This window comes from Streptomyces sp. NPDC050619, from assembly GCF_040654815.1.
In the GTDB taxonomy this organism is placed as follows: Bacteria; Actinomycetota; Actinomycetes; order Streptomycetales; family Streptomycetaceae; genus Streptomyces.
Window position 1 is genome coordinate 55,902 of sequence record NZ_JBFAIR010000007.1, and the last position, 24,033, is coordinate 79,934.

Genomic DNA, 24,033 nt, shown 5'->3' on the forward strand with positions numbered 1-24,033 from the left:
GCCGGCCCCGCAGGTGGTGTTGCCCTGCCTTCGAATGAGTTCTGCCGAACTTCCAGCGGGACAGCTCGCGCTTGCCCCCGGACGCTGAGGCCCCGCTCACCCCCGTTCTCCCTGACGTACGGGGGGAACGGGTCTTCGTGAGCCGAGTGCGCTGCGGCACGGTCCGCTTCGCAGGAACGCCGGCAACGATGCGCACTTCAGGCTGGAACCGGGTGCAGGGGGAGGGGGGTTACTCGGACTCTTCCCCTGCAACGGCACGGCTGTTGATCGCGTCGGCGATGGCGTAGGCGGTCTGGACGAAGGACTCTGCCTGCTGTGCCGAGAGGTTCCGTGCGGAGGTCTCCTCCAGGGCCTGCCACATGGCTGCGATGGGCTCGCGCATGGCACGGCCCTTGTCGGTGAGGTGGACGACCATGACGCGCCGGTCGTGTTCGGCCGGCTCGCGGACGAGCAGGCCGGCGTCCTGCATGCGGCGTAGTGCCTTGGAGATGGTGGAGTGGTCCACGTCGACGCTTTCGAGCAGCTCGGACTGGGTCTGGCCGTCCCGGTCGAGGAGGTGCATCAGCAGCAGTTCCTGTCCGGGATGCAGGTCCATCTCGCGGAGCATCGCGGCGGCGCGGGCGCGGTGAGCGCGGGCGAGCTGGTAGATCGCGTAACTCATCGGCCCCTCGCCGGCCGTAGCGGGGACGCGGGGTGTGGGCGCAGCCATGCTCGGTTTCCTCAGACGGTGTAGGTGGGGTAGTCGGTGTAGCCGGCCACTCCGCCGCCGTAGAAGGTCGCCGGGTCGGGGGTGTTCAGCGGCGCGTCCGAGCGTAGCCGCTCGACCAGGTCGGGGTTGGCGAGCGCGAGGGCGCCGACGGAGACGAGGTCGGCCGTGCCCTCGTCGATGTCCTTGGCGCGGGTGGGCAGGTCGGTGCCGGCCCGGTTGAGGATCAGCGTGGTCGGCCACAGCGCGCGCAGGGTGCCCAGCAGAGCGTCGTCGCCTCCGTGCATCACGTGGAGGTAGGCGAGACCGAGCGGGCTGAGGGCGCGCACGAGCGCCGGATACAACTCGGCGGTGTCGGACTCGGCGATGTCGTTGAAGGGGTTGCCGGGGGAGATGCGCAGGCCGGTGCGGGCGGCGCCGATCTCGTCGGCCACGGCAGTGGCGACCTCGACGGCGAAGCGGATGCGGCCCTCGAGGGAACCGCCGTAGCCGTCGGTGCGCTGGTTGGTGTTGTCGGACAGGAACTGGTGCACCAGGTAGCCGTTGGCGCCGTGGATCTCCACGCCGTCGGCGCCTGCCGCGACGGCAGCCGCCGCGGCGCGGCGGAAGTCGTCGACGGTCGCCGTGACCTCCTGCGTCGACAGAGCACGGGGGGTCGGCATCTCCTGGGGCCCGGACGCGGTGAACATCGCGCCCTGCGGCCGGATTGCCGAAGGGGCGACCGGCGGGCGCCCGTGGGGGGTGTTGTCGGGGTGGGCGATGCGTCCGGTGTGCATCAGCTGGATGACGATGCGGCCGTCGGCCGCGTGCACGGCGTCGGTGACCTTGCGCCACCCGGCGATCTGCTCGTCATTGTGGATGCCGGGGGTGAGGAGGTAGCCCTGGCCGTCGGCGGAGGGCTGGGTTCCCTCGGTGATGATGAGCGCGTGCGAGGCCCGCTGGGCGTAGTACTCGGCGTTCAGCTCGGTCGGGACGCCTTCAGGTGTGGAGCGGTCACGGGTCATGGGGGCCATGACCAGGCGGTGCGGGAGGGAGATGTCACCGACGGTGGTCGGTGTCCACAGGGCGTTCAGCATGGGTGGTCCTTCGGTGCGGTGATGAACAGGTGGGTGATCGGGAAATCGGGGAGACGCGGGCGTGATCAGTCGACGGTGAGGACGAGCTTGCCCCGGACATGCCCGGCGTCGCTGACCTGCTGGGCCGTGGCGGCCTGGTCGAGCGGGTAGGCGGTGACGGTGGTGACGAGCTTGCCGGTCGCGGCGTCCTGGGCGAGGGCGGCCAGGCGGGTGGCCGAGCGTTCCTGGGGGCTACCGCTGGCGAAGGTGATGCCGAGCTGGTGCGCGCCCAGGTCGGCGATGGTGACGATGCGCTCGGTGCCGCCGCGCAGGGTGATGGAGTCCTCCAGGGCTCCCTTCCCGGCCAGGTCGAACACCGCGTCCACGCCGTCGGGGGCGAGTGCCCGGACCCGCTCGACCAGGCCTTCGCCGTAGAGGGTCGCGGTGGCGCCGAGTGAGGCGAGGTAGTCCTGGTTGGCGGTGCCGGCGGTGCCGATGACACGCGCCCCGCGGGCCGCGGCGAGCTGGACGGCCAGGGTGCCGACCGCTCCGGCCGCGCCGTGCATCAGTACGGTCTCGCCGGCGGCGACGCCGAGCAGGTTCAGGACCCGCTCGGCCGTATCGCTCGCCACCGGCAGGGCGACCGCGTGCTGCCAGTCGAGGCCGGCGGGCTTGGGGGCCACGGTGGTGGCCAGCGCGTACTGGGCGTACGAGCCGGTGTCCGACCAGCCCAGCACCTCGTCGCCCACCTTTACGTCCCGCACACCCTCACCCAGGGCGTCCACCACGCCGGCGAGCTCGCCACCGGGGACGGAGGGGAACGGGGTGGGGAACATGGCCTCCAGTGCCCCGGAGCGGATCTTGCCGTCCAGCGCGTTCAGCCCGGCCGCCCTGACGCGGACGCGTATCTGCCCGGGGCCGGGCTGCGGGACCTCGATGTCCGCCTCGTGCAGCACTTCCGTGCCTCCGAAACGGTCGAACAGGATGGCTTTCATGACGACTCCTCTCGTGTCGCCACTCATTTAGGTGGCTGGACACATAATCAACGTAACAGCAAACGTGTGGCTAGCCAACTATTGCTGTCGTTCGGGCCGCGAAAGATCGGCCGCGGTCGCCGGGGCCTTCGGTCGCTCACGGCGCTTCTTATCCGCTAACATAGAATAATTAGATAGATGAATACCCTAGTGCTGGCGAGGAGTGGCCGTGGACTTCGGGCTGACAGACGAGCAGGACCTGTTGCGCGTGACGGCGCGGGAGTTCGTCGCCGACGTGTGCCCGGCTGCCAAGGCCAAGCAGTGGGACGAGGAGGGCGTCGTGCCGCCCGAGCTGATTCGGGGCATGGCCGACCTCGGGTGGTTCTCGCTCCCGTTCGCCGAGGACGAGGGCGGTGACGGCGGCGGGCCGCTCGAACTCATCCTGATCGCCGAGGAGCTCGGGCGGGCCAGTTTCGACGTCGCCATGTGCTACATCGGGGTGCTCATCCCTGGAATCACGGTGTTCCGGTGGGGCAACGAGGCGCAGCGCGACTTCATCCGCGAGCAGGTGATGACGGGCCGCCACCGGCTTGCCGTCGGCCTCAGCGAGCCGGACAGCGGGTCCGACGCCGCGGCGCTGCGTACCACCGCCGAGGACCACGGGGACAACTTCCTCGTCCGCGGCCAGAAGGCGTGGTGCACGGGCGGCGGCCTGCCCGACACGACCATTGCCACGTACGTGCGGACGGGGCCCCGCGAGCCCAAGCACGGCGGCATCAGCCTGCTGCTCGTCGATCCCGCGACCGAGGGCGTCGAGGTGCGCCGGACGCCGACCCTGGCCCGGCACATCCTGGGCACCAACGAGGTCTTCTTCAACGACACCCTGGTGCCGAAGGAGAACCTTGTCGGCCCGCGCGACGAGGGCTGGAAGGTGATGCTCTCCAACATCGAGCTGGAGAAGGTGATCATCAGCGGGGGCTATCTGGGAGCTGCTCAGGCCACGCTCGACGAGATGCTCGAATACGCCCGCACCCGGCACGCCTTCGGCCGTCCGGTCGGCACCTTCCAGGCGCTCGCCCACGCCATGGCCGACCTTCAGACCGAGATCGACTCCGCCCGGCTGCTCGCCTACCGGGCCGCCTGGCTGCTCGCCCAGGGCAAGCCGTGCACTCGGGAAGGGTCGATGGCGAAGCTGAAGGGTTCGGAGACGTACGTGGCGGCCGCCCGGCTCGGGATGCAGGTCTGCGCGGGGCACGGCTTCTCGACGGAGAGCGTGATGAGCTTCCGCTACCGGGAGTCGATCGTGGCCACGATCTCCGGGGGCACGAGTCAGATCCAGCGCAACGGCATCGCCCGGAGCATGGGGCTCAGGTCCTACTGAGCCGCGTCGCCTTGGCTTGTCGGAGGGTGGGGCTCGGGTTTTTCTGGGCGGCGTCGCCCTGGCTTGTCGGAGCATGGGGCTCAAGTCCTATTGAGCCGCGCCGCCTTGGTCTGTCGGAGCATGGGGCTCAGGTCTTTCTGGGCCGCGTCGCTCTGGTCTGTCGGAGCATGGGGCTCAGGTCTTTCTGGGCCGCGTCGCTCTGGTCTGTCGGAGCATGGGGCTCAGGTCTTTCTGGGCCGCGTCGCCCTGGCCTGTCGGAACATGGTGCGCAGGTCCTTCTCAGCCCGCCGCTCCCGCCTGCCGGCTACTCCTTCTGAGCCCCGGCGCCCGTGTCCTGCTCGGCCAGCCATTCCTGGTGCCGGGCGAAGTGGCCCTGGTCCCGGGTCACCCAGATCCCGCTGACCCGGGCCAGCACGGCCCGGGTCGGCAGCAGTACCATCTCGCCCGCGATGTACCAGCGCCTGCCCTCCCGCTTCTCCACCCAGGCCCGGACCTCCAGCGGACGCTGAACCGGCACCGGCTTCACGAAGCTCACGGTCAGTTCCGCCGTCACGCTCAACACCCGGTGCAGCAGCGGGAGATGGCCGAGGCAGTCGTCCAGGACGGCCGCGGTCCAGCCGCCGTGCGCGACATCGGGCCCACCCTCCTGATCGCGCGGGCAGGACAGCTCGAACCGCGCCGTCCCGTCCTCGTCGAGCCGTTCATGCTCCACTCCCAGTCGGCAGGAGCCGGCGGCGCGGCACGCCCCGCACAGGGCCACCCCGCCAGGGGTCCGGGGCGGCTCCTGGAAGTCCGCTCCCGCCCAGGGCCCCGTCGGTGATGTCGCGGACATGGGTGACTCCTCTTGTCGGGCGTCGGAGTGTCGGGCGTCGGAGTGTCAGACATCGGTAAGCAGCGGGCGCAGCTTCCCGGCGATGAGCTGGACCTGCCGGGCCACCATCTCCTCGGGCATCCCGGCCAGCGAGGCCCACAGGAACACGCCCTCGACCGGCAAGCCTGCCACGTACGCCTTGATGGCATCGGCGACGTCCTGCGGAGTGCCGTACAGGAACTGGCCGACGCCGGTCGCGCTCAGCCCCGTCTCGCGCCACTTCTCGGGGTCGATGGGGCGGGGGGCCGGCTGGTCGGTGCCCTCCACCATGTACCGGCGGTAGCTGTCCCACTGGTACGAGAGGTGCCTGCGGACCACAGGCCAGTCGGCCTCCGGGTCCTCGGTGACGAACGTGGTGAACGAGCCCTGCATTCGGGCCGCCGAGACGTCGTACCCGCTCTCCGCGAGCCCTTCCCGGTACGGCGTCAGCAGTGCCGGGTTGAGCGACAGCAGCCCCGTGCCGAGCCGGCCGGCCCGCCGGGCGCCCTGCGGGCCCTGGTAGCCGAGCCAGATCGGCAGCGGGTCCTGGACCGGGCCCGGGGTGACCAGGGACTCGGCCCACAGGCCGCGGATCTCCCGCACCCGTTGATCGGTCGTGCCGTAGCGCTTGGCGAGGTCGGCTCCGTACAGCCGGTACTCGGGCACCCGGTAGCCGGTGCCGAGCCCGAGGTCCAGGCGGCCGTCGCTGATGATGTCCACGAGCGCGGCCTGTTCGGCGATCTCGGGGGCCGCGTGCAGCGGTGCGGGGATGACCGCGGTGCCCAGGCGGACCCGGCGGGTGCGGGCGGCGACCGCCGCTGCCATGGTGAGCGGCTGGGGGAGGTAGCCGTCCTCGAAGCCGTGGTGTTCGGAGAACCAGACCGAGTCGAGGCCGAGGCGGTCCGCCTCCTCGCACATCTCCAGGGCGAAGCCGTACACCCGCGACCAACTCTGCCGCCACGGCGGCGGGTTGCGCAGATCGAAGTAGATGCCCACCTTCACGAGGAACCTCCTGCTGCTGTGTTGTCCGCCAGTCGGATCGTCGCGTGTGCGACGGCCACTCCGTCCCCGGGCGGCAGCAGCCGTACCGGGCGCAGTTCCAGCGCCTCGATCTCGGGGAGGTCCTCGACCATCGCGGAGATCCGCAGGACGGTCTCCTCGAGGGCCGCCAGATCCACCCCCGGGCCGCCCGCCCGGCCGTCCAGCAGCGGGGCCGCCCGCAGCGAGCGGACCATCTCGCGGGCGTCGCGGTCGCTGAGCGGGGTGACGCGGTGGGCGACGTCCGCCATCAGGTCGGCGTAGTCGCCGGTGAGGCCGAAGGCGACCACCGGGCCGAAGACCGGGTCGGCGCGGACGGTGAGGAACGCGTCCGGTTCCCGACGAGGGGTGCCGGGGTCCGGGTCGGTGTCGCGTACGGCGATTCCGTACGAGGCGAGCAACTCCGCGGCGACCGCCGCGGGGACCGGGCCGGGGGCACAGGAGGAGATCAGCGACCGGGCGCGCTCGGCGTCGACTCCCGCGAGGTCCGGTACGACGCCCGCGGGGGTGCTGCGCCAGGCCTGGTAGGCCGCCGCGTGCCCGAGCGAGGTGGCCGCCGCCTCGGGAAACGTGTACGTCGGTACCACCAGGTCGCCCCGGTGCAGTAGATCGGCGACGCCCGCACCGCCCAGGAAGCTGGCCAGCACGGGTTTGTCGGGCCGGGCCGCCGCCGCGTCGAGGATCGCCGACGCCACCTCGTCGGGCTTGTCCGCCAGCGGCGGCATGAACAGGACGACGGCCGCGTCGATGTCGTCGTCCGCCAAGGCGGCGTCCAGCGCCTGCCGGTAGTGGGCGGCCGTGGCCGTGGGTGTCAGGTCGATCGGGTTGGAGACGTCCGCGTGGGGCGCGAGGGCCGAACGGAGCGTCTGGCGGGTGCGGTCACCGAGTGCGGGTACGCACAGGCCGCTCGCCGCGCACGCTCCGACCGTCAGCGCCGCGGGGCCGCCCGCGTTGGTGATCACGGCGACCCGGTTGCCGGGCGGGGGAGGCTGGTGGGCGAGCAACAGGGCGACGTCGAACAGCTCCTGGAGACTGCGGGTGCGGATCACGCCGGACTGGGCGAACAGCGAGCTCACCGCCGAGTCCGCATGACCCGGGTGGACCGCGACGATCGGCTTGCGCGGCGCGATGCGGCGGGCGACGCGGGCGAACCGGCGCGGATTGCCGAACGTCTCGACGTGCAGCAGGATCACCGAGGTCCCCGGGTCCTCCTCCCACCACTGGAGCAGATCGTTGGTGGAGACGTCGACGGCGTGGCCCACCGACACGAAGCCGGAGAAGCCGAGCCGCAGCCGCCGGGCGAAGTCGAGCACCGCCAGCCCGAGCGGCCCGGACTGGCTGGACATCGCCACCCGGCCGGGCGTCGGCAGGGCGGGCGAGAAGGTCGCGGCCAGCCGCGCCGCGGCGGTGGTGTTGACCACGCCCATGCAGTTCGGGCCCACCAGCCGCATGCCGGAGGCACGGGCGAAACGGGCCAGCTCCAGCTCGGTGGCCCGCCCTTCGACTCCGGTCTCCCCGAAGCCCGTCGAGACGACGACCACCGCCTTGACGCCGACGTCCGCACACTCCCGTACGACATCGGGCACGGCCTCGGCCCGCACGGCCACCAGCGCCAGATCCGGCGGTTCGGGAAGGTCCCGGACGCTCGCGTACGCCCGCGCCCCGGCGATCTGCTCGGCCCGCGGGTTGACCGGGAACACGCTGCCGCGAAAGCCGCCCCGCAGCAGGTTGGCCACGATCTCGTGGCCGATCGTCAGCGGGTCGCGGTTGGCGCCGATCACGGCGACCGAGCGCGGTTCGAGCAGGGGCTTGAGCGAGCGCCGTACGGCCGTCTGCTCGCGGCGCTCGGCCCGGGCCACCGCCTGGGCCTGCGGGTCGACGGCGATCTCGAAGTGGATGATCTGGCCGGGCGGACCGGTCTCGATCCGGTAGCCGGAGCCGAGGAACACGTTAATCATCCGGGTGTTGTCGGCGAGGACGTCGGCCTCCAGCACCCGGATGCCCCGCGCGCGGGCGGCGCCGGCGATGTGCTCCAGGAGGAGCCTGCCGAACCCCTCGCTCTGGTGGTCGTCCCGGATGGTGAACGTGACCTCGGCGTGCTCCGGTTCCTCGGGGTCACGGACGTAGCGCACCAGGCCGGCGATCTCGTCGCCGGCCAGGGCGACGAGCGCCAGCTCGTTGAGATAGTCCACGTGGGCGCCGCGCCGGATGACGTCGTCGCGGGCGCGGACCACCGGGCCGAGGGAGCGGTAGGCCAGGGTGGCCCGGGACAGGGTGCCGACGAACGCGACCAGGCGGTCGGCGTCCTCGGGCCGGATGGGGCGGACGAAGGTCGACCGCCCGGTCCTGACCAGTCCGGGCCGTTCCAGATCGTCGGGATACGAGGGATACGAGGGGTGCGAGGGATACAGGGGGTGCCGGGGAGTGGTCACGGGTGATCCGTCCGGAAGCCGCGCGCCGTCGGCGCCGCTCAGACGGCCGCCTCCTGGGGAGTCTGCTCCGGCAGGCGGAAGAGCTCGTTGAAGGTGCCCCGCGTGACGCGCTCGCGGATGTCGTCCGGCACGCCGTCGAACAGCTCGTGGAGCGTGGACTGGGTGTGGCCGTAGGTGCCTTCCAGATGGGGGTAGTCGTCGCCCCACATCACGTTGCGGTACCCGGTCGACTCGACGATCTCCACCGAGCTCTTGTCGTGCTGGAAGGAGGCGTACACCTGCTGCCGGATGATCTCGCTGGGCAGCCGGCTCAGCTTCGGCCGGACGAACATGCCGTGCTGGCGGTACGCCTCGTCCATCCGGTCGCCGATGACCGGCACCCAGCCGGCGCCGCCCTCCGCGATGAGGATCTTCAGGTCGGGATGGCGGTCCAGGGCGCCGCCCGCGACCATGTGGGACACGACCCGCATGCCCGGATAGGTCGTCTCCATGTAGTTGACGACCGCGCCGCCGGGCCCGCGGAAGACGACGTTCTGAGCCCCCGTGCCGATGTGGAAGCCGAGCACCAGTCCCGCCCGCTCGACCGCGGTCCACAGCGGCTCCCAGCGGTCGAGGGCGTACTCCTCGCCCGGTCGTGTCGAGCACGGCAGGAAGACCGCCTGGAAGCCCAGTTCCGCCACCCGCTCGACCTCGGCCACCGCGTCGTCGATGTCGGCCGTCGAGACGCAGGCCGTGGTGATGACGCGCTTGTTCTTGCGGAGGATCTCGTCGTGCGCCCAGTCGTTCCACGCCCGTACCGTCTCCCGGGCGAGCTCCCGGTCGGTGATCGACACCAGCCAGAATCCCATGGAGGGGAAGGCCAGTTGGCCCCACACGCCCTCCTGGTCGAGGTCCTTGAGGCGAACCTTCAGGTCCCAGGCGCCCGGCGGGCGCATCGCGTCCATGAAGTCGCCGAGCTGGCGGTCGATGCGTTCGCCGTCGATGTAGAGCATCTCGTACTTCTCGCCGCGCTCACTGCGCGGCGCCCGAGCGCCGAGCCGCGCGGACATCCGCTCGGTCCACACGTCGGCGGGTTCCATCACATGGGAGTCCCCGGAGTTGACCCAGATCTTCGTCATGACGCCCCTTCGGGTCAATGGATACGATGCAATTGATGCAATCAGTTAGCGATTTTAGTTGTATGGGCGGCGGAAGGGAAGGGCGGGCAGGGAGAGATCAGCTCCGGCGCCGCTCGATCTCGTCCACCAGCTGCGGCAGCACCTCGAAGAGATCCCCGACGACGCCGTGGTCGGCGAGCTCGAAGATCGGCGCGTCGGCGTCCTTGTTGACGGCGACGATGGTCTTGGACGTCTGCATGCCCGCCCGGTGCTGGATGGCGCCGGAGATGCCGGCGGCGAGATAGAGCTGCGGGGAGACCTGGGTGCCCGTCTGGCCGACCTGATGACTGTGCGGGTACCAGCCCGCGTCCACGGCGGCCCGGGATGCCCCGACGGCCGCGCCGAGCGCGTCGGCGACCCGCTCGATGAGGGCGAAGTTCTCGGCACCGTTCACGCCGCGACCGCCGGAGACCACCATCTCGGCCTCCGTCAGCTCGGGCCGGTCGCCGCGCTCCCGCGAGGTGCGGGACAGGACCCGGACGGCGGCGGAGGCCGGGCCGAAGGTGATGTCCTGCTTCTCGATGATGAGATCGGCCGGGACGGGATCGGCGGGGACGGGCTCGGGGGCGACGGCGTTCGGCTTGACCGTGATGACCGGCACGCCCCGGGTGACATGTGCCGTGACCTGGTACGTCGCGGCGAACACCGACTGCTCGGTGACCGGGCCGTCCGGCCCCGCGGTGACGTCGACGGCGTCGGTGATCAGCCCGGAGCCGAGCCGGAGCGCGACCCGTGCGGCGGTCTCCTTGCCGTCCGCCCCGGACGGCAGCAGGATCGCCGCCGGGCCGCTGCGCTCGGCGATCTGCGTGAGGGCGTCGACGGCCGGGGTGACGAGGTACTCGTCGACCTCGGGGGCGTCCACGACGTAGATCTTCCGCGCGCCGTACCGGCCGAGGGCCTCGGCCGCGGTGTCCGCGCCCGGTCCCAGGAGGACGGCCGAGGGCTCGCCCAACCGGCGGGCCAGGGTGAGCAGTTCGAGGGTCGGCTTGCGTACGGCGCCGTCGACGTGGTCGACGAGGACGAGGATCTCGGCCACGGTGATGCAACTCCTTCAGGTCTTTCAGGGTGGGACGCGGTCAGATGAACTTCTTGGCGGTGAGGAACGTGGCCAGTCCGGCGCCGCCCGTCCCCTCGTCGACGACGATCTCGCCCTTGGCGCGCGGCGGGCGCCTGGTCGCGGTGTCCACGGCTGATCGCGCGCCGGCGGGGCCCACCTGGGCGGCCTCAATGCCGAGGTCGGCGAGATCGAGGGTCTCCACCGGCTTCTTCTTCGCGGCCATGATCCCCTTGAAGGAGGGGTAGCGGGCGTCCCCTGACCGGTCGGTCACCGACACCACGGCGGGAAGGCCGCCCTGGACGCGTACGGTCGCGGAATCCCCCTCGCGGCGGCCGGTCACCGTGCCGTCCTCGATCGCCAGATCTTCGAGGTGGGTGAGGGCCGGAACGCCGAGCCGCTCCGCCAGCAGCGCCGGTACGACGCCCATGGTGCCGTCCGTCGAGGCCATCCCGCACAGGACGAGATCGAAGCCGTGCCGCTCGATCGCCCTGGCCAGGACGAGGGACGTACCGAACGCGTCGCTGCCCTCGATGTCCTCGTCGCTGACATGGATCGCCGAGTCGCCGCCCATGGCCAGCGCCTTGCGCAGGGCGTCGCGCGCGTCGTCGGGTCCGACGACGAGATAGCAGATCTCGGCGTCGACGTCCGCCTCGGCGATGCGCAGGGCCTGCTCGACGGCGTACTCGTCGAGTTCGGACAGCAGTGAGTCGACCGACGCGCGGTCGGTGGTGCCGGCCTCGGTGAAGGTGCGGTCCGCCGTGGCGTCGGGGACGTGCTTCACGCAGACAACGATCTTCACGGCGACCCCTCGTAGGTTGAATGAGTGCTAATAGTTAACTATATCGATCGATGGAGCGCGAGGCCTCGCTTCGAATCCGTCGAATTGGTTGACTGATTGCGCTGATAGCTGGAAGATCTGGGCACTAGCCGCGAGGAGGCGCCATGGTCGGTGACAGGGACACCGCTGACAGGTACTTCGAGCCCCAGGTGGAGACCATGCCCCGCGAGGAGCTGCGCGCCTGGCAGGAAGAACGGGTTCTGGAGCTCGTCCAGTACGCCTATGGCAACTCGGACTTCTACCGCGAACTCTGGGACGAGCACGGGGTGCACCCGCGCGACATCCGGTCCCTCAAGGACTTCCGGGCACGGATTCCGTTCATCACCAAGGACATGGTGCGCGCCTACCGGGTCCGCACGGGCGACCCCTTCGGCGGTCTGCTCTGCGTCCCGGTCGACGAGCTGACGTCGGTCTCGTCCAGCTCGGGCACGACCGGCGACCCGGAGTTCTTCGCCGAGATCTGGCAGGACGCGCCGCCCCTGGTGACCGCGCAGGTGCGTGACCTGTGGGAGCTGGGCCTTCGGCCCGGGGACCGGGTGCTGAGCCCGCCCGGCACCTTCCGCAACTTCATGGACGCCGGCTTCCAGGCGCTGGGCGCGGTGGTCATCGAGGTGGACACCTGGATGGGGAACATGCCCGCGGTCGTCGAGGCCCTGCGCACCTACCGCCCCGCCTACCTCCAGATGATGTATCCGCAGATGGTGGAGCTGGAGCACCTGGCCGAGAAGACGGATCTGAGGGAGGCGTTCTCCTCCCTCAAGGGCGCCTCCTGCGCCGGGCAGCCGCTCAGCCGGAAGATGCGCGAGCGGGTCCGCGACGACTGGGGCATCGACGTCTACGAGTACACCAGCGCCGCCGACACCGGTACCGCCTGGGAGTGCCGCGAGCACGACGGCTTCCACCTCTGGGAGGACACCGTCTTCGCGGAGTGCGTCGAGGTCGACGAACACGGCTGGCACGACGTCCCGGCCGGCGAACTCGGCGAACTGGTCGCCACCGACCTGGACAACCGGGCCGCGCCGCTGATCCGTTACCGCAGCGAGGACCTCGTCCGCCTCTCCCAGGACACCTGCGGCTGCGGACGCACCCACGCCCGGATGTGGGTGGCCGGGCGGCGCGGCGACGAGACGCTGGTCCAGGGGCGTTCCGTGGTGCTGCGGGACATCTGGCAGGCGGTGGAGGACCAGCCGGAGACGGTCGCCGGAGTCTTCCAGATCGTCCGGGACGGCCGCGAGGTCGACGAACTGCGGCTGCGCGTCGGCTACGACCCCGCACTCACCGGTGACGTGGACGCCCTGGCCGGCCGGCTGGGCGAGGCCGTGCGCGAGCGGACCGGAGTCAAGCCGGTGCTCGACATGCGCACCGAGGAGGACCTGTTGAAGACCATGACCAGCGTCGCGAAGTTCCCCCGGGTGGTGAAGGGCTGATGGCGCGCGCCGACACCCTCGCCCGGGCCAGGAGACTCGACCGGCCCGAACTCGCCTACCTCGTGCGCTTCCCCACCGCCGACGGCATGTGGGACACGGAACTGACCTGGGCAGAGCTCGCTCGGGACACTGAGTGGGTCACCGCTCGGCTGCGGGAGCACGGCCTCGGCGCCGGGCAGCGGGCCCTGCTGACCGCGTCCGGCTTCGAGGGTTTCTGGGGGCGCGCGGTGATCGGCGCCCTGGGCACGCTGAAGGTGACGTACGGCATCGCCGAAGCCATGGGCTGGGACCACCGCCGCACCGCGGTCTTCCACCGCGAACTCGACCCGCACGTGGTGATCGGCCTGTCGGCCCAGACCCTGGAGGGACTCGCCGGCGCGGCCGACATCGGCGAGATGTTCCGGCCGACCTCTCTCGTGCTGGCCCGGCCCACCGCCGTACCGATCCTGCGGGCGGTGGGCGTGTCCGCCGCCCTGATCTCGGCCGTGGGACCGGCCCTCGCGCTGGAGTGCCCCGAGCGGAGCGGCGCGCACGTCAACGCCGCCGAATGGCGGGTCGGCGAGCGGGACGGACAGCTGTTGGTGGCGGCGGGGGAGGAGCGCGCGTCGCAGCTGACCGAGACACCGCTCGGCATCGCGGGCCGTGTCGTCACCGGCCGGTGCGGCTGCGGCGACGACAGTCCGCGGGTCCTGCTCGCCGAGGCCAACTGACCTTCGCTACCAAGGAGTTGAAGATGTCTCAAGGAGTGGTCGACGGCCGGGTCGTGGTCGTCACCGGCGCCGGCAACGGGATCGGCAGGGCGCATGCCCTGGCGTTCGCCGCGCAGGGCGCGAAGGTCGTGGTCAACGACCTCGGCGGCTCGCGTGACGGCGCGGGCGCCTCGGCCGGGCCCGCCCAGACCGTGGTCGACGAGATCGTCGCGGCCGGCGGTGAAGCGGTGGCCAACACCGACGACATCTCCACCTGGGACGGCGCCGGCCACCTCGTCCAGCAGGCCGTGGACACCTACGGCGGTCTGGACGTGCTGGTCAACAACGCCGGCATCCTGCGCGACCGGATGATCGTGTCGATGACCGAGCGGGACTGGGACAGCGTGCTCGCCGTCCACCTCAAGGGCGGCTTCGCCACCCTGCACCACGCGGCCGCGTACTGGCGCGAGCGCGCCAAGTCCGGTCACGGCAACGACGCCCGGGTGATCAACACCACCTCGCCGTCCGGCATCTTCGGCAACCCCGGCCAGTCGAACTACGGCTCCGCCAAAGCCGGTATCGCCAGCCTCACGCTCATCGCGGCGGCGGAACTCGCCCGCTACGGCGTGACGGTGAACGCCATCGCGCCCACGGCGCTGACCCGGCTGACCGAGGACATCGAGATGATGAGACAGGCCGCCGAGGCCCAGGACCTCACCCCGGAGGCCATCTCCCCGCTCGTGGTCTGGCTGGGCTCGGCCGCCTCCCGCGAGGTCACCGGCCGCGTCTTCGGCGTCGTCGGCAACCGCATCACGGTCCTGGAGGGCTGGGTCAACGGCCCCGGCGCGAGCGCCGAATCCCGGTGGACACCCGAGGAGCTGTCCTCGGTCGTCCCGAACCTGGTGGCCAAGGCGGCTGCGAACGCAGACGCCCTCGGCAACCGGAACGGGGCCTGAGATGACGACGGCACAACGGCCGGTCGCCGAGGGCCTGTTCACCTGGCCGCCCGCCGATTCCGCACCCCTTCGGCTCATCGGTTCCGAGTGCACGGTGTGCGGCCTGGTGAGTTTCCCGGCGGCCTCGGACTGTGTCCGGTGCGCGAGCGACGAGCCGAAGGAACGCCTGCTGGCGGACCGCGGCACGCTGTGGACGTACACGACCCAGGACTTCCGCCCGCCGTCCCCGCCCTACGACGGCCCGGCGGCCTTCGAGCCCTACGCCGTCGGATACGTCGAACTCCCCGGCGAACTGCTGGTCGAGGCCCGCCTCACCGAACCCGACCCGGAGAAGCTGCGGATCGGGCAGGACATGCGGCTGACGCTCGTGCCCTACGCGGTGCAGGAGGACGGCACCGAGGTCGTCACCTTCGCGTTCACCCCGGTCGAGGAGGAGACGTCATGACCGAGGCCGTCATCATCGGCGTGGGGCTGCACCCCTTCGGCCGGTTCCCCGGAAAGCCGGCGCTGGACATGGGCGCGGACGCGGTACGGCTGGCACTCGCCGACGCCGGCGTGACCTGGCCGCAGATCCAGGGCGGGTACATCGGCAGCTACGAGGTCGCCAATCCGGACGCGATCGTCGGCCGGCTCGGCCTGACCGGCGTACCGCTGCGCGGTGTCTTCAACGGCTGCGCCACGGCCGGTACGGCGGTGGCACTGGCCGCCCGCGCCATCGAGACCGGCGAGCACGACCTGGCCATCGCGATCGGCCTCGACAAGCATCCGCGCGGCGCGTTCGCCGCCGACCCGTCGGTGGCCGGAATCCCCTCCTGGTACGGGCAGACCGGGATGTTCCTCACCACCCACTTCTTCGGCATGAAGATCAACCGCTATATGCACGAGCACGGCATCTCCCACGAGACGCTCGCCCGCGTGGCCTCGAAGAACTTCCGCAACGCGGCCGGCAACGACAAGGCCTGGCGCCGTACGCCCCTGTCGCCCGAGGAGGTCCTCGCCTCCCCGGTCCTCAACTACCCCCTGCGCCAGTTCATGTACTGCGGCCCGAACGAGGGCGCCGCGGCCGTCGTGCTGTGCCGTGCCGACCAGGCCCACAAGTACACGTCCATCCCCGTGCGCGTGCGGGCCACCGCCCTGCGCAGCCGCCGGCTCGGCGCCTTCGAGGTGCAGAGCCCGTCGTTCCCCGTCGGGGAGTTCGTCGAGAGCCCGACCGTGGACGCCTCGCGGGCGGCGTACGAGCTCGCGGGCCTCGGCCCCGAGGACGTGGACGTCGCCCAGCTCCAGGACACCGACGCCGGGTCGGAGATCATCCACCTGGCCGAGAACGGCCTCTGCAAGGACGGCGAGCAGGAACGCCTCATCGCCGAGGGCGCCACCGAGATCGGCGGCCGGCTCCCGGTCAACACCGACGGCGGACTGCTCGGCAACGGGGAACCGATCGGCGCGTCCGGACTGCGCCAGATCCACGAGATCGTCCTCCAGCTGCGCGGCGCGGCGGGCACGCGACAAATGCCCGGCACACCGCGCGTCGGCTACACCCACCTGTACGGCGCGCCGGGCGTGTCGGCGGTGACGATCCTCTCGACCTGACAGCGGAGCGAACGCGATGGAACCCGACGACATGCAGGACTTCGCCGCCGAAGCGCGCCGCTTCCTCGATGCCCATGCGGCGAAGGCCCCCGACCGCACCGCCTTCACCTGGGGCGAGGGCGACGACTCGATGGCGTACTTCAGCAGCCTCCCGCCCGCGGAGGAACGGGAGCAGGTGCGGCGGGCGCGCGCCTGGCAGCTGATCCGCTACGAGAACGGCTTCGGCTGGATCACCGGCCCGCCCGAATACGGCGGCCGGGGCCTGACTCCCGTCCACGACCTGCTCTACGACACCATCGAGTCCGAGTACGACGTCGCCGACACCGGCGTGCTGAGCGTGGTCGGCCTGGGCATGATCGGCCCGACGATCCTGGCCCACGCCCAACCGCACATCAAGGACCGCTGGCTGCCCGCGATGTATCGCGGAGAGGCCATCGCCTGCCAGCTCTTCAGCGAACCCGACGCGGGATCCGACCTGGCGAGCGTGGCGACCCGAGCCGTCCGCGAGGGCGCGGACTGGGTGCTGAACGGGCAGAAGGTGTGGACCTCCGTCGCCCAGCACGGCCAACTCGGCCTCGCCCTCACCCGCACGAACCCCGACGCGCCCAAGCACCGCGGGATCACGGCCTTCCTGGTCCCCATGGACGCCCCCGGCGTCGAGGTACGGCCGCTGCGGCAGATGACCGGCGGCGCGGACTTCAACGAGGTCTTCCTCACCGACGTACGCATTCCCGACGACCACCGTCTCGGCGAGGTCGACGGCGGCTGGACCGTCGCCCTGACCACCCTGATGAACGAGCGCGCGACGGTCGGCAGCGAGGGCGCGGGCCCGGTGGCCGCCGCCCTGTCCCCGGACCGGCTCTCCGCGCTGATGCGCGCCACCTGGACCTGGGACGATCGCGCCCTGCGCGCCCGCCTCGCCGAACTCCTGGTGGACGCCATGGCCACCGAACACCTCAACACCCGAGCCCTGCGCAAGCTCCGGGGCGGGGTCGCGCCGGGCCCCGAGATGTCCGTCTCGAAGCTGATGTACGGTCAGAACCTCACCCGGGCCGCCCACTTCATCGCGGACGCCCTCGGCCCGCGCGCGATCGCCGACACCGGACAATGGGGTACCTACGCCTGGACCGAACTCCTCCTGGCCACCCCGGCGTTGCGCATCCTCGGCGGCACCGAGGAGATCATGAAGAACATCCTCGCGGAACGTGTCCTCGGGCTGCCCAAGGAACCGGTGACCGCCGCCGCCAAGGAGGTGCGGTCGTGACCGCCGAAGAGAGCGAACTACGCGAACTGGGTGCCTCCGTACGGCAGTTCCTTCAGGCCAAGTCGCCCGAGGAAGCCGTGCGTAAGCTCATGGACAGTGAGCCGCGCTTCGACCCCGCCGTATGGGCGCAGGCGACCGACCAGCTGCGGCTGCCGGGCCTGGCCCTCCCGGAGGAATACGGCGGCGACGGCTTCTCCATGGTCGAACTCGGCGTCGTACTGGAGGAGATGGGCCGCGCGCTGTGGTGTGCGCCCTTCTTCGCGACCGTCGTGCTCGCGGCCCAGGCCCTGTTGGCCTCGGGTGACCGCGAAGCCTGCGCGCGCCACCTCCCCGGCATCGCGGCCGGGCGGACCACCGCCGCGCTCGCCATGGCCGAGGACAGCGGTTCCTGGGACCCTGCCCTGGTCTCCGTGCGCGCCGCGCCGGACACGGACGGCGGGTGGACGGTGCGCGGCAGCAAGTGCTTCGTCATCGACGGCATGACGGCCGACCTGATCCTCGTCGTCGCCCGCACCGTCGCCGGCCCCACGCTCTTCGCCGTGGAGGGGGAAGCCACAGGGCTGGCGGCCGAGCCGATGGAGACCCTTGACGCCACCAGGGCGATGGCCCGGCTGACCTTCGACGCCGTGCCCGCGACGCGCGTCGGCGCGGACGGGGCGGGCGGCCGCATCATGGCCAAGGTCCTGGACATCGCCTCGGTCGCGCTGGCCGCCGAGCAGGCGGGCGGGGCACGTAGGTGCCTTGAGATGAGCGCCGATTACGCCCGTACCCGGCATCAGTTCGGCCGGCCCATCGGCTCCTTCCAGGCGGTCAAGCACAAGTGCGCGGACATGCTCGTGCAGGTGGAACTGGCGGAGGCCGCCTCCCGGGAGGCGGCCCGGCTGGCCGCCGAGGACTCCGCGGACTTCCCGGTCGCCGCCGCCGTGGCGCATGCGTGCTGCTCACGGGCGTACATGTTCGCGGCCATGGAGAACATCCAGGTCCACGGCGGCATCGGCTTCACCTGGGAGCATCCGGCCCACCTGTACTTCCGGCGGGCCAAGTCCGCACAACTGCTGTTCGGCGGGCCGGCGGTGTACCACGAGCGGCTGCTGGACCGGCTCGGTATCTGATCCAGCACCTCATCCAGCGCGCGAGAACGGGCCCCGGGTCGTTGTGACCCGGGGCCCGCGTGTCGTTCAGCCCCGCGCCGCCTCACCCAGCAGCGCCTTCGCGATGATCACCTGCTGGATCTGGCTGGTGCCCTCGTAGATGCGGAACAGCCGGGCGTCGCGGTAGAAGCGCTCGACGGCGACCCCGCGCATATACCCCGCGCCGCCGTGGATCTGCACGGCGCGGTCCGCGACCCGCCACACCATCTCGCTGGCGAAGTACTTCGTGCAGGACGGGCCGATCTTCGTGTCCGTACCGGCGTCGAAGGCGCGGGCGGCCTCCAGCACCGTGGCGCGACCGGCGTAGTAGTCGGTCATCGAGTCGGCCACCAGGCCCTGGACGAGCTGGAAGGAGCCGATGAGCCTGCCGGACTGGCGGCGGGTGCGGGCGTACTCGACCGACTCGTCGACCAGACGCTGGGCCATGCCCACGCACAGCGCCGAGATGTGCACCCGGCCGTGCGCGATGCAGCCCATCGCCGTGCCGAAGCCCCGGTTCAGGCCGTCCTCGCCGCCGACGAGGGCGGAGGCCGGTACGCGTACGTCGTCGAAGAAGACGTCCGCGGTCCAGGCGCCGAGCTGGCCCATCTTGTGGTCCCTGGGAGCCACGGTGAGGCCCGGGGTGCCGGCCGGGACCAGGAAGGTGGAGATACCGCGGGTGCGCGGGGCGTCGGGGTCGGTGCGGGCGAAGACCATGAAGACGTCGGCGAGGGGGGCGTTGGTGATGTACCGCTTGGCGCCGTTGATCACCCAGGTGTCGCCTTCCAGGTGCGCCTTCGTGGTGAGGGTCGAGGGATCGGAGCCCGCGTCCGGCTCGGTGAGCGCGAACGACGCCAGGACGTCGCCCGAGGCGATCCTCGGCAGCCACTCGGCCTTCTGCTCCTCGGTGCCGCCGACCATGAGGACATGACCGGCGATGCCGTTGTTGGTGCCGAACATCGAGCGCAGGGAGGGGGTGGTGTAACCCAGCTCGAACATCAGCTGGGCCTCCTCGTACATCGACAGCCCCAGCCCGCCGTACTCCTCGGGCAGCGCGAAACCGAACAGGCCCATCTTCTTGGCCGCCTCGCGGATGTCCGCGGGCATCTCGTCCTTCTCGTCGATCTCCGCCTCCAGCGGCACGACGCGCTCCCGGACGAAACGCCGGACCTCGGACAGCACCGCGCTGAAGTCAGCCGCGTCCATGTCGACTCCCTTGACCGTTCGTGTTCACTGATCCGACTCGTCAGGCTTCTCGGCGGGCCGGTAGCACATCGCCAGCAGCGCCGCCGCGCTCGCCGTGCCGATGCCCGCCGCCAGCAACGCGGGCCCCGCGCCCGAGCGCCCGCGGCGCAGCAGCCCGTCGAGCGAGTACCTGCCGTTGCCCAGCGCCGCCAGCGCGACGGCCGCGCCACCCACGACACCGACGTATTCCCAGCCGCCCTTGAAGACGAAGAAGCCCTTGCCGCGGTGGTCGGTACGGGCCGCCACGGTCATCAGGCCGACGGCCGCCGCCGCGGGGAGTGGGTTGGCCGCGCCCAGGGTGATGCCCACGCCCGCCGCCATCTCCGTGCCGGCCGCCATACGTGCGTGCACCTCGGCCGGCCGCAGACCCAGCGCCTCGAACCAACCTGTCGTGCCCTCGAGCCCGCCCGGCCCGGCGACCTTGTTCCAGCCGTGCGCGAAGAGCATCGGGCCGAGGGTCGCGCGCAGGACGAGGGCGGCCGCGTCGGGGCCCTTCACTGGCCGGCTCCCGTCGCCCGGCCTGCCGGCACGACGCCGTACAACCGCGGTACCGCGTCGACGAGTTCGTCGTAGGTCAGGGCCCGGCCGGACTCGCTCGGGTGGACAGCCGCGACGGTCCAGCCCTGTAGTCGGTTCAGCCGGTTGCCCTCGATGCGCAGGACCTGGCCGGTCAGCCAGGCCGCGCTGTCGGAGGCGAGGTAGACGACGACACCGGAGGCGTTCGCGGGATCGCGCGGGGCGAAGCCGTCGACGGCCTGGAGGGATGCGCCGACGTCCAGCCCGTCGGTCATCCGGGTGGCCGCGATCGGTGAAATGGCGTTCGCGGTGACACCGTACCGGCGCATCTCCAGCGCGGTGAGGACGGTGAGCCCGGCGATTCCGGCCTTCGCGGCGCCGTAGTTGGACTGGCCCTGGTTGCCGAACAGGCCGGTCCCGGACGTCGTGTTGATCACGCGGCCGGCCACGCGCTCACCGCGCTTCGACGCCTCGCGCCAGTACGCGCACGCGTGCCGGGTGAGCGCGAAGGTCCCTTTGAGGTGGACGGCGATCACGGTGTCGAACTCGGCCTCGCTCATCGAGAACAGCATGCGGTCGCGCACGATCCCCGCGTTGTTCACGACGATGTCGAGGCGGCCGAACTCCGCGACGGTGTCGGCGACCATGGTCTCGGTCGCCGCCCAGTCCGTCACCGAGGAGTGGTTGGCGACCGCCCGGCCGCCGAGCTTGGTGATCTCGGCGACGACCTCGTCGGCGGGGGAGTCGCCGGTCTGCTCTCCGTGTATGCCGGAGCCGAGGTCGTTCACCACCACGGTCGCGCCGGCCTCGGCGAGCGCCAGGCAGTGTGCCCGGCCCAGCCCTCTCCCGCCGCCGGTGACGATGGCGACCTTGTCGTCGAGAATGCCCACGCCGTACCTCCAGATGTATGAGTTCAGTTGAGTTCGCGGAGCACTTCGTCGGTGTGCTCGCCGAGCGTCGGCGCGCCGCCGCGCGGTTTCTCGTCGACTCCCCAGAAGTTGACGGGCGTCGCCACGGTCCGCAGCGGGGGAGCCTCGCCCATGCCCGGCTGCTCGACGAACGCCCCGACCGCCTCCGCCTGCGGATCGGCCGACACCTGAGCCAGCGTCTGCACGGGAGCCCACCACACGCCTTCGGCGTCGAAGCGCTCCGCCCACTCCTCCAGCGGGCGTTTCGCGAACTCCTCGTCGAATACGGCGATCAGCTCGCGTACGTGGCCACGCCGGGCCTTGGCGGTCGCGAACCGTTCGTCCGTCGCCAGGTCCTCGCGGCCGAGCGCCTTGACGGCGCCGGGCCAGTGGCGGTTGCCCTCCAGGCCGACCAGCCAGAACCAGTGGTCGTCGGCGGCGCGGTAGCAGTTGTAGAGCGGGGACTCGTGCTCGGTGCGGTGGCGGGTACGGCCGCGCTTGCCGAAGAAGTTCTGCAGGGCGAGGTCGTTTCCGTTGGCGTACGTGCCGGAACGCAGCAAGGACACGTCCACCACACCGCCCTCGCCGGTGCGCTCCCGGCGCAGCAGCGCGGCCAGCACGCCCGCCACCAGGTTGGACGCGGCCGTACGGTCGCCGAGGCCGGGCCGGATGCCGGGCGGCGGCTCCCCGGCCGGGTTGAGCATGCCGGCGATGCCGGGCCGGGCCCAGAAGGCGGAGACGTCGTATCCGGCGCGGTCGCGTTCCTCCCCCGTCCAGCCGTAACCCGTCAACGTGCCGACGACCAGACGTGGGTGCCGGGCCCGCAGCTCGTCCGGTGCCAGGCCCAGCCGCTCCAGCGCCCCCGGCCGGAGGTTGGTGACGAACACGTCGGCGCGCTCCAGCAGCCGCTCCAGTACGCCCTTGCCCTCCTGCGAGCGCAGGTCGAGGACGATCCCGCGCTTGCCGCGGTTGTCGGTCTCGAACGGGGGCGCGCTGTCGATGTCCTGGCCGACGTGCTTGAGCGTGTACCGGTTGGGATCCCCGGTCGGCGCCTCCACCTTCACCACGTCCGCGCCCCAGTCGGCGAGCATGGTGGCCGCGGCCGGTGCCGCCACCCACATGCCCAGCTCGACGACGGCTATGCCCTCAAGTGGCCGCACGGCCCACCTCCAGATCTGTCGGGACGCCTGCTACACGCCTGCTACACGCCGCGGAACTCGCCCGGGCGGCGCTCCCGGAAGGCCTTGAGTCCCTCGGCCCGGTCCTCGGTGGAGAACAGCACCGAGACGGTCTCGCGCTCGTAGGCGATGGCCGCCTCCAGATCCATGCCGAGCCCGTAGTCGATCAGCCGCTTGCCCGCGGCGAGCGCCAGCGGAGCCCCGGCGGTCAGCCTCGCGGCCAGGGCCTCGGCGGCCTTGAGCGCGCCGCCGGGCTCGGCCAGCTCGTTGACCAGCCCGAGCTGCCATGCCCGCTCCGCGTCGATCGGCTCGCCGGTCAGGATCATCTGCTTGGCGATCGCCGTCGGCACCAGACGGGGCAGTCGCTGTGTGCCGCCCGCGCCCGGCAGCACGCCGAGCTTCATCTCCGGCAGGCCGAGCCGGGTGCCGCGCTCCGCCACCCGCAGGTCGCAGGCGAGCGCCAGCTCCAGACCGCCGCCGAAGGCGAACCCGTGAACGGCCGCGACCGAGGGCTTGGGGAAGTCCTCCAGGAGCGCGTACGCCTCGGTCAGCCGCCCCACGAAGGAACGGAACTGCCCGGGGGCCGTGAACGACTCGATCTCACCGATGTCGGCACCCGCCGAGAAGGCACGGCCGGCTCCCGCCACGACCAGGGCGCGGACGTCGTCGTTGTCGCGGACCTCGTCCAGCGCCTGCCCGAGCCGCTGAGCGGTCGCGGAACCGATGGCGTTGAGCTGCCCCGGCCGGTCCAAGGTCAATACGGCGATGTGGTCGCGGAGTTCGACTCGCAACACGCAGCTCACCTCAGACCATCGTCAGGCCGCCGCTGACCGAGAGCGTCTGCCCGGTCATGTAGGCGGCGTCGTCGGACGCGAGGAAGGCCACCACACCGGCGATGTCGGCGGGCTGGGCGACGCGGCGCAGCGGGATCGCCCGCACCGTCGCGTCGTACATCTTCTGGCTGTACTCGGCGACCTGGCCGAGCAGCGCGGTGTCGGTCGGGCCCGGGCAGACGCTGTTCACGGTGATGCCGTAGCGGGCGACCTCGCGGGCCAGCGCCTTGCCGAAGGCGATGACTCCGCCCTTGGTCGCGGAGTACACCACCTCGCCGGAGGAGCCGACCCGGCCGGCGTCCGAGGCGATGTGGACGACCCGGCCGCCGCCGCGCTCGGTCATCGAGTCGAGCACCGCCCGGGTCACCGTGATCGTGCCGCGCAGATTGACGGCGATGATCCGGTCCCAGGTCTCCTCGGTGCTGTCGACGAAGCGGCCGATGACGTCGACGGCCGCGTTGTTGACCAGGACATCCACCGGGCCCAGTTCCATGGTCACCCGCTCCACGGCCGCGTGTACGGCCGCACTGTCGGAGATGTCCGCGCCGACCCCCGTCGCCCGTACCGCGTACCGCTCGGCGAGGTGGGCCGCGACCTTGGCGGCGGCCTCGGGGTCCAGGTCGCAGACGGCGACCGCGGCTCCGTGGGCGGCGAGCCGGTCGGCGATCGCCTCGCCGATGCCGCGTCCCGCTCCGGTGACGAGCGCCACCTTGTCCCGTACGCTCACGCGTCCTCCCTCGCCCAGGTCCCGATACAGCGCTATCGTATAACTACTTCAGCTGAATAAGCGAGATCCGTGAGTGGAGCCG

General features: G+C 71.4%; 23 protein-coding genes. 8 read left to right on the forward strand and 15 right to left on the reverse strand.

The features are described from left to right. Positions 1–229 precede the first annotated feature (229 nt). The 3 genes from AB0I77_RS14145 to AB0I77_RS14155 form a co-directional block, all read right to left on the reverse strand. Complete coding sequence (locus AB0I77_RS14145) at positions 230–709, reverse strand: MarR family winged helix-turn-helix transcriptional regulator (RefSeq protein ID WP_363282796.1); 480 nt, start codon at positions 707–709, stop codon at positions 230–232. Between the two features lie 11 nt (positions 710–720). After that, positions 721–1,782, reverse strand: a complete 1,062-nt coding sequence (locus tag AB0I77_RS14150; RefSeq protein ID WP_363282797.1) for an alkene reductase — start codon at positions 1,780–1,782, stop codon at positions 721–723. Between the two features lie 65 nt (positions 1,783–1,847). After that, entirely contained in the window at positions 1,848–2,756 is a 909-nt protein-coding gene (locus tag AB0I77_RS14155) for an NADP-dependent oxidoreductase (protein WP_363282799.1), read from the reverse strand. Positions 2,757–2,964: 208 nt separating this feature from the next. Between AB0I77_RS14155 and AB0I77_RS14160 the strand changes: the two genes are divergently transcribed. Continuing rightward, the gene (locus AB0I77_RS14160) at positions 2,965–4,116 is read left to right on the forward strand and encodes an acyl-CoA dehydrogenase family protein (protein WP_363282800.1); all 1,152 of its coding nucleotides are present in this window, start codon (positions 2,965–2,967) and stop codon (positions 4,114–4,116) included. Between the two features lie 304 nt (positions 4,117–4,420). Here the strand turns inward: AB0I77_RS14160 and AB0I77_RS14165 are convergent, their stop codons facing one another. The 6 genes from AB0I77_RS14165 to AB0I77_RS14190 form a co-directional block, all read right to left on the reverse strand. After that, the gene (locus AB0I77_RS14165) at positions 4,421–4,948 is read right to left on the reverse strand and encodes a PaaI family thioesterase (RefSeq protein WP_363282801.1); all 528 of its coding nucleotides are present in this window, start codon (positions 4,946–4,948) and stop codon (positions 4,421–4,423) included. A gap of 45 nt (positions 4,949–4,993) precedes the next feature. Then, the gene (locus AB0I77_RS14170) at positions 4,994–5,968 is read right to left on the reverse strand and encodes an LLM class flavin-dependent oxidoreductase (protein ID WP_363282802.1); all 975 of its coding nucleotides are present in this window, start codon (positions 5,966–5,968) and stop codon (positions 4,994–4,996) included. Beyond that, the gene (locus tag AB0I77_RS14175; protein ID WP_363282804.1) at positions 5,965–8,436 is read right to left on the reverse strand and encodes a GNAT family N-acetyltransferase; all 2,472 of its coding nucleotides are present in this window, start codon (positions 8,434–8,436) and stop codon (positions 5,965–5,967) included. Before AB0I77_RS14175 ends, AB0I77_RS14170 begins: the two co-directional genes overlap by 4 nt. A 38-nt stretch (positions 8,437–8,474) precedes the next feature. After that, on the reverse strand, positions 8,475–9,554 hold the full coding sequence (locus AB0I77_RS14180; protein WP_363282805.1) for an amidohydrolase family protein: 1,080 nt from the start codon (positions 9,552–9,554) through the stop codon (positions 8,475–8,477). A gap of 97 nt (positions 9,555–9,651) precedes the next feature. Beyond that, positions 9,652–10,629 (reverse strand): electron transfer flavoprotein subunit alpha/FixB family protein, encoded by a 978-nt coding sequence (locus tag AB0I77_RS14185; protein WP_363282806.1) that lies wholly within the window; start codon positions 10,627–10,629, stop codon positions 9,652–9,654. 40 nt (positions 10,630–10,669) lie between these two features. After that, on the reverse strand, positions 10,670–11,431 hold the full coding sequence (locus AB0I77_RS14190; protein ID WP_363282983.1) for an electron transfer flavoprotein subunit beta/FixA family protein: 762 nt from the start codon (positions 11,429–11,431) through the stop codon (positions 10,670–10,672). Between the two features lie 161 nt (positions 11,432–11,592). On the opposite strand from AB0I77_RS14190, the gene AB0I77_RS14195 reads away from it, so the two are divergent. Genes AB0I77_RS14195 through AB0I77_RS14225 form a run of 7 tightly spaced genes read left to right on the forward strand, consistent with a single transcriptional unit; the run spans position 11,593 to position 18,526 of the window. Continuing rightward, complete coding sequence (locus tag AB0I77_RS14195; protein WP_363282807.1) at positions 11,593–12,915, forward strand: phenylacetate--CoA ligase family protein; 1,323 nt, start codon at positions 11,593–11,595, stop codon at positions 12,913–12,915. Next, positions 12,915–13,625 (forward strand): hypothetical protein, encoded by a 711-nt coding sequence (locus AB0I77_RS14200; protein ID WP_363282808.1) that lies wholly within the window; start codon positions 12,915–12,917, stop codon positions 13,623–13,625. Before AB0I77_RS14195 ends, AB0I77_RS14200 begins: the two co-directional genes overlap by 1 nt. 23 nt (positions 13,626–13,648) lie before the next feature. After that, the gene (locus AB0I77_RS14205; protein ID WP_363282809.1) at positions 13,649–14,560 is read left to right on the forward strand and encodes an SDR family oxidoreductase; all 912 of its coding nucleotides are present in this window, start codon (positions 13,649–13,651) and stop codon (positions 14,558–14,560) included. 1 nt (position 14,561) lies between these two features. Continuing rightward, a complete protein-coding gene (locus AB0I77_RS14210; RefSeq protein WP_363282810.1) occupies positions 14,562–15,005 on the forward strand; it encodes an OB-fold domain-containing protein in 444 nt (147 codons plus the stop codon). Beyond that, a complete protein-coding gene (locus AB0I77_RS14215; RefSeq protein ID WP_363282811.1) occupies positions 15,002–16,150 on the forward strand; it encodes a thiolase family protein in 1,149 nt (382 codons plus the stop codon). Before AB0I77_RS14210 ends, AB0I77_RS14215 begins: the two co-directional genes overlap by 4 nt. A 16-nt stretch (positions 16,151–16,166) precedes the next feature. Then, entirely contained in the window at positions 16,167–17,414 is a 1,248-nt protein-coding gene (locus AB0I77_RS14220; protein ID WP_363282812.1) for an acyl-CoA dehydrogenase family protein, read from the forward strand. Continuing rightward, the gene (locus AB0I77_RS14225) at positions 17,411–18,526 is read left to right on the forward strand and encodes an acyl-CoA dehydrogenase family protein (RefSeq protein WP_363282813.1); all 1,116 of its coding nucleotides are present in this window, start codon (positions 17,411–17,413) and stop codon (positions 18,524–18,526) included. The genes AB0I77_RS14220 and AB0I77_RS14225 overlap by 4 nt, the downstream gene beginning before the upstream one ends. A gap of 66 nt (positions 18,527–18,592) precedes the next feature. Here the strand turns inward: AB0I77_RS14225 and AB0I77_RS14230 are convergent, their stop codons facing one another. The 6 genes from AB0I77_RS14230 to AB0I77_RS14255 are packed head-to-tail and all read right to left on the reverse strand — an operon-like array spanning position 18,593 to position 23,951. Then, positions 18,593–19,750: an acyl-CoA dehydrogenase family protein gene (locus tag AB0I77_RS14230; RefSeq protein ID WP_363282814.1), complete on the reverse strand. Its 1,158-nt coding sequence runs from the start codon at positions 19,748–19,750 to the stop codon at positions 18,593–18,595. A gap of 24 nt (positions 19,751–19,774) precedes the next feature. Continuing rightward, positions 19,775–20,287, reverse strand: a complete 513-nt coding sequence (locus AB0I77_RS14235) for a DoxX family protein (RefSeq protein WP_363282815.1) — start codon at positions 20,285–20,287, stop codon at positions 19,775–19,777. Continuing rightward, positions 20,284–21,195: an SDR family NAD(P)-dependent oxidoreductase gene (locus AB0I77_RS14240; RefSeq protein WP_363282816.1), complete on the reverse strand. Its 912-nt coding sequence runs from the start codon at positions 21,193–21,195 to the stop codon at positions 20,284–20,286. Before AB0I77_RS14240 ends, AB0I77_RS14235 begins: the two co-directional genes overlap by 4 nt. A gap of 23 nt (positions 21,196–21,218) precedes the next feature. Further along, on the reverse strand, positions 21,219–22,373 hold the full coding sequence (locus tag AB0I77_RS14245) for a CoA transferase (RefSeq protein ID WP_363282817.1): 1,155 nt from the start codon (positions 22,371–22,373) through the stop codon (positions 21,219–21,221). Between the two features lie 41 nt (positions 22,374–22,414). Further along, positions 22,415–23,185 carry an enoyl-CoA hydratase/isomerase family protein gene (locus AB0I77_RS14250; RefSeq protein WP_363282818.1) on the reverse strand — a complete coding sequence of 257 codons (771 nt, stop codon included), beginning with the start codon at positions 23,183–23,185 and terminating at the stop codon, positions 22,415–22,417. Positions 23,186–23,195: 10 nt separating this feature from the next. Beyond that, entirely contained in the window at positions 23,196–23,951 is a 756-nt protein-coding gene (locus AB0I77_RS14255; RefSeq protein ID WP_363282819.1) for a 3-oxoacyl-ACP reductase family protein, read from the reverse strand. Between the last annotated feature and the right edge of the window lie 82 nt (positions 23,952–24,033).